Below are 10149 nucleotides of genomic sequence, written 5' to 3' on the forward strand. Positions count from 1 at the left end.
GTGTGGTTGGGAGGGGGGGGGGGTGGTGTTGTGTTGTTGGTTGTGGTTTGTTTTGTTTGTTTTTTTTTTCCCCCCCCCCCCCCCCCCTCCCCCCCCCCCCCCCCCCCCCCCCCCCCCCCCCAGGACCTAGGCCAGGCCGGCCTCGATGGCGCGGCGGACGGCGGCCGCGCGGTCGGGGATGTCCGCTTTGGCGAACAGGTTGTTGATGTGGGTCTTGACGGTGGCCTCGCTGATGAAGAGCTTCTCGGCGATGCCCCGGTTGGGCAGGCCGCGACCGATCAATGTGAGGACCTCGCGTTCGCGGGGCGTGAGGTCCGCGGGCAGGGCGGGCCGCGTCGCGGGCGACGCCGTCGCCGTGGTCCGCACGGTCGCGAGCAGCCGGTCCTGCACCTCGCGGTCGAGGACGGACTGGCCGGCGGCAGCGGCCCGGATGGCCCGGGTGATGTCCTGGCGTCCGGCGTTCTTGGTCAGGTACCCGCGGGCTCCCGCGCCCAGGGCGCCCAGGATCGACTCGTCGTCGGCGAAGGTGGTGAGCACCACCACCGCCACCCGCGGGTACTGCTCGCCCAGCCGGCGGGTCGTCTCGATCCCGTCCATGACGGGCATCCGCAGGTCCATCAGTACGACGTCCACCGGCCCGGCGGCGACCGCCGCCAGCACCTCGGTCCCGTCCGCGGCGGCCGCCACGACGTCGATGTCGTCGGAGAGTCCGAGCACCGCGGCGAGCGGTTCCCGGACGGCGGCCTGGTCGTCGGCGACGACCACCCGCAACTTCTGCTGCTGCTCGCTCACTTCGCTCATCCCGGGATCACTGCCTCCACGTGCCAGCCGCCCCGGTCCGGCCCTTCCGTGACCGGGCCCGCGGTGACGGTTCCTTCCAGCAGCGCGACGCGTTCGCGCATGCCGATCAACCCCATCCCGCTTCCGGGACCCGCGCTCACCTCGCGGGTGCCGGGGCCGTTGCGGATCTTCAGTGTCGTCGATCCGGCGGCGAACGTCAGCTCCACCGCGACGCTTCCCCCGGGCGCGTGCCGGGCGGAGTTGGTCAGCGCCTCCTGGGCGATCCGCAGCAGGTTCTGGGTCACCCGGGTCGGGAGTTCGCGGACCGTACCGGTGACGGCGAGGGCGTCGCGGTGACCGGAGGACTTGACCATCGCGGTCAGGCTCTCCACCAGCGGCAGCGCGTCCTCGCGCAGCGCGTGCACGGTCCACTGCGCCTGCCGCAGGCTCTCCTTGACGAGGGCGTGGGCCTTGGCGTTGGCCTCCCGGACCCTCTCCAGGTCACCGGTCTCGATCAACGCGTCGGTCAGCTCCAGCTGCATGTTGATCCCGGCCAGCGAGTGCGCCAGTACGTCGTGCACGTCCCGGGCGATCCGGCCGCGCTCGGCCAGGACGGCCGTGCGGGCCTCGGCCCGGGCCGCGCGCTCGGCCGACTCGGAGGCCGCGATCACCGCCCGCACCGCCTGGCGCTGGCTGCGGTTGAGGATGCCGACCAGGACCGGCGTGCCGGTGGAGAGGCCGAGGGTCCACGGCAGCTGCGGGTGCCCCGGCCCGAGGTCGAAGTACAGGACGCCCGCGCAGAGCACGCTGCACAGCGCGGCGAGGGCCAGCGCCCACCTCGTCTCCAGCCGGTAGCCGATGTGACCGGAGAGGAAGAAGGCGAACAGGTAGCCCGTTCCGCTGCTGCTCACCGCGATCAGGCCGGCCGCGGCCAGGACTCCGCCGGTGAGCCACAGGAGGGCGAACCGCTGCGTCGTCGCGTTCTCCGGTAGGCCCCGGGCCAGCAGCGCGGCCGTGCAGAGGGTGAAGAGCGCGGCGACGGCCAGGCCCCGACCGGTGACGCCCATGGGCTGGACCGTCACGACGCCGACGACGATCACCGCCAGGGTCAGGGCCCACCGGACGCGGGGGTCCTGGCCGGGAAGCGGGACCGCCTCCGGGGGCGGTGTGCTTCCCGGAGGCGGAGCGCTGTGGGTCGTGGGCATGTGCTGAACGTACTGCACGGTCAGACCGTGCGGTCGAGGACGGCCACGGGGCGGGTCACGGCGACGCTCCGGCTCCGGATGAAGATCGTCGCCAGCCGCGTGACCACCTCGGTGAGGGCCATCAGTACGAACGCCGCCACCCAGGCCTTGTCGCTGGTGATCTGGTGGGTGACGCTGAACCGCCCGACGGTGGCGGCGCCGCCGTGCTGGACCCAGAGCTGGAAGCCCATCCGGGCGCCCATCCCCACGACCCACAGGACCGCGGACACCGCACCGGCCTTGATCAGGACGTGCCCGTCGAGGGACCGGATCCGGGTGTAGACGCCGCCCGCGATGCCGAGCGCGGCGCCGACGGCGACCAGGAGCCCGATGAGCACCAGGTCGTTGCCGGCGGTGGGGATGGTGTCCAGGTAGGAGTTGGCGACGAAGGCCACGATCCCCAGCGGGATCAGGAAGGACTTGAGGTCGAGCCGCCCTTCCCGGAGCTGGCGGAAGACGATCAGCAGGAGGGCGATGTCGGTGATCCACTCGGTCGTTGTCATGCCCTCAAGACTGCTGCGGATCTGTCCGCGGCACCTGGACCCAGGGGTGGAAGAAAGGGTGGAAGAGGGGGTGGAGAGCGAGGGTGGAGAGGAGGGGTGGAGAGCGAGTGCCGTGTGGCGCGGGCAGCATGCCCGGCGCCGAAATGCGGTGGCAGCGGGTGCGGGTGATGTGCGAGCGTCGGGGGGAGAGCCCGACGTCACAGAGGAGCCGATCGATGCGCCGTCCGTACATGTCCCCCGCGAAAGGAACGATCATCCACCTGAAGGACATGACGCTCTGTGCACACCACCTCGCGCACGCTCAACCTGGGCATCCTGGCCCACGTCGACGCCGGTAAGACCAGCCTGACCGAACGGCTGCTGTACGCGGCCGGGGTCATCGGCGAGATCGGCAGCGTCGATGCCGGCAACACCCTGACCGACAGCCTGGAGATGGAACGCCGCCGCGGCATCACCATCAAGTCGGCGGTGGTCAACTTCCCGCTCGGGAGCGGTGGTTCGGCGGTCTCCGTGAACCTGATCGACACCCCGGGCCATCCCGACTTCATCGCCGAGGTGGAGCGCGTCCTCGGCGTCCTCGACGGCGCCGTCCTCGTCGTCTCCGCCGTGGAGGGCGTACAGCCGCAGACCCGCGTCCTGATGCGGACGCTGAAGCGCCTCGCCATCCCGACCTTGGTGTTCATCAACAAGGTGGACCGGCGCGGCGCCGACGACACCCGCGTCCTGCGGGAGCTCCGGCGCGCCCTGGACGTGCCCGTGATCCCGATGGGGCGGGTCGTGGCCGACCTCGGCACGCCCTCGGCCGAGGTGGCCGCCTTCGCCCGGGACGACACCGCGTTCGCGCAAGGCCTGCTGGACGTGCTCACCACCCACGACGACGCCCTGCTCGGCGCCTACCTGGCCGACCCGCGCTCCGTCCCCCACGCGCGGCTGCGGTCCGCGCTCGTCGCGCAGACCCGCAGCGGGCGCGTGCACCCGGTGTACGTCGGCTCGGCGATCACCGGCGCCGGGATCGCGGACCTCGTCGAGGGCATCGAACGCCTCCTCCCCGCCGAACGCGGCGATGCCCGGGCGCCGTTGTCGGCACGGGTGTTCAAGGTGGAGCGGGGCGGGGGCGGCGAGCGGATCGCCTACGCCCGGCTCTTCGCCGGCCGCCTCGCGGTCCGCGACCGGGTTCCGGTCGCGGGCGCCGGCGCGGGCGCCCGGCCCAAGGTCACCGACCTCGCCGTCTTCGACCGGGGCGCCGCGGTGCGCGCTCCCGGGGCCCGGGCCGGCCAGATCGCGGTGCTGCACGGCCTGTCGACGGTCCGGATCGGGGACGTGCTCGGTCAGGAGCCCGACGGCCGCCCCTACGGGCAGGTCTTCGCCGCCCCCTCCCTGGAGACCGTCGTCGTGCCGGCGGACCCGGACGACGGGGGCGCCTTGCACCACGCCCTCACCCAACTCGCCGAACAGGACCCGCTGATCGGCCTGCGGCAGGACCCGGACGGCCAGGAGCTGTCGGTGTCGCTGTACGGCGAGGTACAGAAGGAGGTCCTCGCGGCCGCCCTGGCGCAGGAGTACGGGATCACGGTCTCCTTCCGCGGGACGACCCCGATCTGCGTCGAGCGCGTCACCGGTACGGGGGCCGCGCACGAGGTCATCGACCAGGACGGGAACCGGCTCCTGGCGACGGTGGGGCTGCGGGTGGAGCCGGGTCGGGTCGGCGACGGCGTCGCCTTCCGCAGGGAGGTCGAGCTCGGCTCGCTGCCGCCGGGCTACATGCGCGCCGTCGAGGAGACGGTCCGCGCGACCCTGCGCCGGGGGCCGTCCGGCTGGCAGGTGCCCGATTGCACCGTGACCATGACGCACTCGGGATTCTGCAGCATCCGCAGCACGGCGGGGGAATTCCGGGCGCTCACCCGCCTGGTCCTCATGTCCGCGCTGCGCCGGGCCGGTACGGCCGTGCACGAGCCGGTCCACCGGTTCCGGCTGGACTTCCCGCAGGACGCCCACGCATCGGTGGCGCTCGCGCTGGCCCGGTACCGCGCCCAGCCGGAACCCCCGGTGGCGCGCGGGGACGCGTACGTCGTCGAGGGCGTGCTGCCCGCGGACCGCGTGCACGACCTGGGGCGGGAACTGCCCGCACTCACCAGCGGCGAGGGCGTGCTGGAGACGGCCTTCAGCCACTACCGCGCCGCCCCCGTGCAGCGCAGGGCGCGCACGGAGCGCGGGGTCCGCGTGACCGGGAGCGACCCGAAGTGAGCGTGGCCATCCGCCCGGAGGTCCGGCGAACGCCTGCGGCGGGCCGGGGACGACTGGTAGTAGTGCCTCTGGACAGGTGCTTTCGCGTCGCGTGTCCGGTCGTGTTCCAGGTCGCGTGTCAGGGTCGCGTTTCAGGGGGTGGGTCACATGGCCCGAGTGGTGTGCGTGCACGGAATCGGTCAACAGGTCCAGGGGGAGGGGCTGTTGCTCTCGGCCTGGTGGCCGGCGCTGGGCGACGGTCTGCGCCGGGCCGACGCGGGCGGATCGCTGGACGCGTCGGAGGTGGCGATGGCCTTCTACGGGGACCTGTTCCGGCCGTCCGGCCAGATGCTCTCCGTCGACGACCTGCCGTACACCGCCGAGGACGTCGACGACCCCTTCGAGCAGGAGCTGTTGGGCGAGTGGTGGCGGGCGGCGGCGCAGAGCGACCCGGGAGTCGTGCCGCCGGACGCGCAGGACACCCTGGTCGCCACGCCCGGCTCCGTACAGGCCGCACTGCGCGCGCTGTCCGGGTCGCGGTTCTTCGCGGACATCGCGCTGCGGCACATGGTCGCCGACCTCAAGCAGGTGCGCGCCTACCTCACCGATGCGGCCGTACGGGGCGCGGTCCGCCAGCGCGTGATCGGCGCGATCGGCCCGGACACCCGGGTCGTGGTCGCCCACTCGCTGGGCTCGGTCGTCGCCTACGAGGCGCTGTGCGCCCTGCCCGGCCACGGCGTACGGGCCCTGGTCACGATCGGTTCGCCGCTCGGCATCAGGAACCTGGTCTTCGACCGGCTCGACCCCGCACCGACCGGCCCGCGCCCCCGGGCCCGTGGGGCCTGGCCCGGCGGGAAGGCCCTGACCTGGACGAACCTCGCCGGGCACGGTGACGTCGTCGCGCTGGTGAAGGACCTGCGGCCGGGCTTCGGCGACGAACTGCGCTCCGTGCTGCTGGAAACCGGGTCGCACGCCCACGACGCCACCGCCTACCTCACCGATGCCCTGTGCGGGAAGGCCGTAGCCGAGGCCCTCGCGTGACCGACGCGGCCCCGGGCGGGCAGGGGCGCCGCTTCCTGATCGCCGCCGTCGTGGCCGACTACCCCAAGAACCCCGTCTGGAACCGGCCCGGCCTCGTCGAGGCCCGGGCCGGGATCGTGGAACTCTTCACCGAGACCCTCGGCTACCACCACTACGACGCGTTACCGCTGAACCCCACGAAACAGCAGCTCACCGACGCCCTCAACGATTTCTGCTGTGCGGACGACCGCCGCGCCGACGACCTCCTCGCCGTCTACCTGTCCCTCCACGGGGACGTCCTCGACGCGGGCGGCGAGCACGTCCTGCTGACCACGGACACCGACCCGAACCGCAAGTCCTACACCTCGCTGCGCACCACGGACCTCGCCCGCGCGATGCTCCAGGACACCCGGGTGCGACGCGTCATGCTGATGCTGGACGCCTGCTACAGCGCCAAGGGCGGCAACCAGCTCGCCGCCGCCGCACTGAACCGCGTCGAGTCGGGCTGGAGCCGCACCCCGGGGTCCGGGCTCGTGGTGGTCTCCTCCGCGCAGCCGCACCAGCAGGCCGTGGCCGCCCTGTTCCCGACGCTGCTGCGGGACGCGGTGACGGACCTGTCCGTCGCGGGCCACGCGCCCGGGACCCTCTCGGTGAACGCCGTCGTCCAGCACGTCAACGACTCGAAGAAGCGGCCCGAGCACCAGCGGATCGGCCTGACCCTGGCCGGCCTCGACGGCGAGCCCCCGCCCTTCTTCCCCAACCCGCGCCACGACGTCCGCCTCAATGACGTCGACCTCGCCCTCCAACAGGCCGCCTCCTTCGACGAGCAGGACCGGCTGCGGGAGACCGAACTCACGGCCCGCCTCCTGATCCGCGCCATGGGGCACCACTCCGGCGCCCGCCACCAGGACGCCAACCCGCAGTGGTGGTTCAGCGGCCGGCACGCCGCGCTGGCCGCCATCGGCACATGGCTGAAGGAGCCACCGGGCCCCGCCGCATCGGCCGCCCGCGTGGTGACCGCGGGACCCGGCTCGGGCAAGACCGCCGTGCTCGGCGTGGTGGCGGCCCTGTCCCACCCCGAACACCGCAGGACCGTCCCCACCAGTGCCCTGCGGATCCCCGCCGACCTCATCGGCTCGGGCGCCCTCGACACCGCGATCTACGCCCAACGCCTCACCGACACCGACGTCCTGCACGCCCTGGGCGCGGCGGCCCGCGTCCACGCCACCACCGTCGGAGGGCTGCTCGACGCCCTGGACGGGCGCCGGCGACCGCTGACCGTCCTGATCGACGCCCTCGACGAGGCCGCGACCCCCGACACCCTGTGCAGCAGCGTCCTGCGCCCGCTCATCGCGCACTCCCGGGGCCGGGTCCGGCTGTTGCTGGGCACCCGCCCCTACCTCCTGGACCGGCTGGGCATCCCCGCCGAGGACACGGTAGACCTCGACGCCCCCCGGTACGCCGACCGCGAGGCCGTCACCGCCTACGCCGCCCGGATCCTGCTCGGCTCGCACCAGAGCTCCCCGTACCGCGAGCGGCCCGACCGCGTGCTGCCCGTCGCGCAGGCGGTGGCCGCGGCCGCGGACCGGTCGTTCCTCGTGGCACGCCTCGCCGCCTTCACCCTCGCCGCGGCCCCCACGATCCCGTCCGACACGGGAGGGCGATGGCGCGCCGGCCTGCCCCGGCACGCCACCGAGGCCATGCGCCAGGACCTGGAACAGCGGCTCGGCCCCGATGCCCGGCGCGCCACCGACCTGCTGCGGCCGCTGGCCTGGGCACAGGGCCAGGGCCTGCCCTGGGAAGACGTATGGGCCTCCCTCGCGAGTGAGATCGCCGGCCGCGCGTACACCGACCAGGACCTCATGTGGCTGCGCCGCGCGGCCGGATCGTACGTGGTGGAGGCCGTGGAGAACGGTCGCTCCGCCTACCGCCTCTACCACGAGGCCATGGCCGAACACCTGCGCCACGACACGGAGGCGACCCGCATCCACGCGGCCTACACCCGCGTCCTGAGCGACCGCGTCCCCCACCGGGCCGACGCGACCCGCGACTGGGGCCGCGCCCACCCCTACGCGCTCCACCACCTCGCGCACCACGCGGCGGAGGCGGACCTGCTCGACGCCCTGGTCGAGGACCCGGAGTACCTCGTCCACGTCGCGCCCCGGGGGCTCACCCCGCACCTGCGCCGCGTCGCGAAGGACGTCCCCCGTCTCAACGCGGCCGTCTACCGCGCCCACCTGCACCTGCACCTCCCGCTCGAACCCGTGGAACGGCGGCAGGTCCTCGCGCTCGACGCCGCCCGCGCCGGCGCCCGCTCCCTCCACCAAAGGCTCGTCCAACAACTCCCCGGCGGCTCCTGGGCGCCCTCCTGGGCCAGCGGAAGCCGCTTCAGCACCGCGCAGCAGGACGCCCTGATCGGGCACGGCGTGGCCTTGTCGGTGGCCTGCACGGTGGTGGACGGACGGGCGCTGGCCGTCAGCACCGGCCAGGAAGGGACCGTGCGGCTGTGGGACCTGCGCACCGGAGCCCCCGTCGGGGAACCCCTCACCGGCCATGTCGGCGGGGTCGCCGCGGTGGCGTGCACGGTGGTGGACGACCGGCCCGTGGCCGTCACCAGCGGCTGGGACGCGACGGTGCGGGTGTGGGACCTGCGCACCGGAGCGCCCGTTGGCGAAGCGTTCACCGGCCACGCCAGCCAGGTGCACGCCCTGGCGTGCACCACGGTGGACGGCCGACCGGTGGCCGTCAGCGGTAGTTGGGACGGCACGGTACGGGTGTGGGACCTGCGCACCGGTCGACCGGTCGGCAAGCCCTTCACCGGCCACGCCTCGGCGGTGAACGCGGTGGCGTGCGCGGAGGTGGACGGCCGGCCGATCGCGGTCACCGGCGGCCAGGACGGAACCCTGCGACGGTGGGACCTGCGCACCGGCCGGTCCGTCGGCGAGCGGGTCAGCAGCCAGAACAGCCAGAACAGCCAGGTGCACGCGGTGGCGTGCGCGGTCGTGGACGGCTGGCCGATCGCCGTCACCGGGAGCTGGGACGGCACGGTGCGGGTGTGGGACCTGCGCACCGGCCGGCCCTCCAGCGGTCCGCTCACCGGCCACACGAACGTGGTCCACGCGGTGGCGTGCGCGGAGGTGGACGGCCGGTCGGTCGCCGTCACCGGGGGTTGGGACGGGACGGTGCGGGTGTGGGACCTGCGCACCGGGCGCCTCGTCCGCGAGCCCCTCACCGGCCACACCAACGCGGTGTACGGGGTGGCGTGCGCGGAGGTGGAGGGCCAACCCGTGGTGGTCACCGGGGGCCAGGACGGGACGGTGCGGGTCTGGAACCCCCGGAACGCGCCGTCCCGCGTCCAGCCCCTGCCCACCCACCCCGGCGGGGTGTCCGACGTGGAGTGCGTGGTGGTCAACGGTCGATCGACCGTCGTCACCGGCGGCGTGGACGGCGCGGTGCGGATGTGGGACGCGGACACCGGGCAGCCGGTCGGCGACCCCCTCCTCGGTCATGTCGGCGAGGTGTACGCGGTGGCGTGCGTGGCGGTGGACGGCCGGGCGACGGCCGTCACCTGCGGGCAGCAGGGCAGCGTGCGGGTGTGGGACCTGGGCGCCGACGCGCCGCGCGGTCGCACCCTGGTCGGTCATGTCGGCGAGGTGTACGCGGTCGCGTGCGCGGTCGTGGACGGCCGACCGGTGGCGGTCACGAGCGGACTGGACGGGACGGTGCGGGCGTGGGACCTGGACCGGGGGGAACCCCTGGGCGAACCCATGACGGGCCACGTCGGCGGGGTGGCCGCCGTGGGGTGCGTGGTCGTGGGCGGCAGGCTGATCGCGGTCACCAGCGGTTGGGACGAGACGGTCCGGGTGTGGGACCTGTTGGGCGGCGCGCACGGCGGCGGACTCCTGCCCGGCCAGCACAGCATGGTGTACGCGGTGGCGTGTGCGGTGGTGGACGGCCGGCCGATGGCGATCGCCACGGCGCAGGACGGGTCGGTGCGGCTGTGGGACCTGGACGCCCTGGAACTCGTCGGCGATTCCGTCAAGGCCCATGCCGGTGGGGCGTCCGCGGTGGTGTGCGGGACGTTGGACGGCCGGTCCGTGGCCGTCACCGGAGGGCGGGACGGGCTGGTGCGGGTGTGGGACCTGCACCTCGGAGCGTCGGCGCCGGCGATCTTCCTCGACACCGTGGACGACCTCAGGCTGACCGACTCCGGTGACATCGTCGTGGTCAGCGGTCGGGACATCGCGTTCTACCGCCGCGTCCAGCCCGACCGGCCTGCCTAGCTGTATTGCCTCGGGAGGTTGTGGACGGGTGATGGAGGTCTCGGCTGAGGCGTCTTGAATGGGTGAGGGCCTTCCGGGTTCGGTGTGGATTGCGAC

Annotated in this window: 6 protein-coding genes; 3 read left to right on the forward strand and 3 right to left on the reverse strand. The window is 73.7% G+C overall.

Annotation, left to right across the window (positions count from 1 at the left end; translation table 11 throughout):
- Positions 1-126: 126 nt before the first annotated feature.
- Genes ACZ4UB_RS12750 through ACZ4UB_RS12760 form a run of 3 tightly spaced genes read right to left on the reverse strand, consistent with a single transcriptional unit; the run spans position 127 to position 2527 of the window.
- Positions 127-801, reverse strand: coding sequence for a response regulator transcription factor (locus ACZ4UB_RS12750; protein WP_468070149.1), 675 nt, complete (start codon positions 799-801; stop codon positions 127-129).
- On the reverse strand, positions 798-1985 hold the full coding sequence (locus ACZ4UB_RS12755; RefSeq protein WP_468070150.1) for a sensor histidine kinase: 1188 nt from the start codon (positions 1983-1985) through the stop codon (positions 798-800). The genes ACZ4UB_RS12750 and ACZ4UB_RS12755 overlap by 4 nt, the downstream gene beginning before the upstream one ends.
- Before the next feature lie 20 nt (positions 1986-2005).
- Positions 2006-2527: a hypothetical protein gene (locus ACZ4UB_RS12760; RefSeq protein ID WP_468070151.1), complete on the reverse strand. Its 522-nt coding sequence runs from the start codon at positions 2525-2527 to the stop codon at positions 2006-2008.
- A 279-nt stretch (positions 2528-2806) separates the two neighbouring features.
- On the opposite strand from ACZ4UB_RS12760, the gene ACZ4UB_RS12765 reads away from it, so the two are divergent.
- From ACZ4UB_RS12765 to ACZ4UB_RS12775, 3 genes are all read left to right on the forward strand, one after another.
- Positions 2807-4771 (forward strand): GTP-binding protein, encoded by a 1965-nt coding sequence (locus ACZ4UB_RS12765; protein WP_468070152.1) that lies wholly within the window; start codon positions 2807-2809, stop codon positions 4769-4771.
- A gap of 147 nt (positions 4772-4918) precedes the next feature.
- Positions 4919-5791, forward strand: a complete 873-nt coding sequence (locus ACZ4UB_RS12770) for a hypothetical protein (protein WP_468070153.1) — start codon at positions 4919-4921, stop codon at positions 5789-5791.
- Positions 5788-10053, forward strand: coding sequence for a caspase family protein (locus ACZ4UB_RS12775; protein WP_468070154.1), 4266 nt, complete (start codon positions 5788-5790; stop codon positions 10051-10053). The genes ACZ4UB_RS12770 and ACZ4UB_RS12775 overlap by 4 nt, the downstream gene beginning before the upstream one ends.
- Positions 10054-10149: the final 96 nt, after the last annotated feature.

It is taken from the genome of Streptomyces sp. NPDC028419 (assembly GCF_055565515.1).

Coding starts and splice junctions, on each gene's coding strand:
- ACZ4UB_RS12770 (WP_468070153.1), top strand. CDS start 4,919: ATGGCCCGAGTGGTGTGCGTGCACGGAATCGGTCAACAGGTCCAGGGG.
- ACZ4UB_RS12760 (WP_468070151.1), bottom strand. CDS start 2,527: ATGACAACGACCGAGTGGATCACCGACATCGCCCTCCTGCTGATCGTC.
- ACZ4UB_RS12755 (WP_468070150.1), bottom strand. CDS start 1,985: ATGCCCACGACCCACAGCGCTCCGCCTCCGGGAAGCACACCGCCCCCG.
- ACZ4UB_RS12750 (WP_468070149.1), bottom strand. CDS start 801: ATGAGCGAAGTGAGCGAGCAGCAGCAGAAGTTGCGGGTGGTCGTCGCC.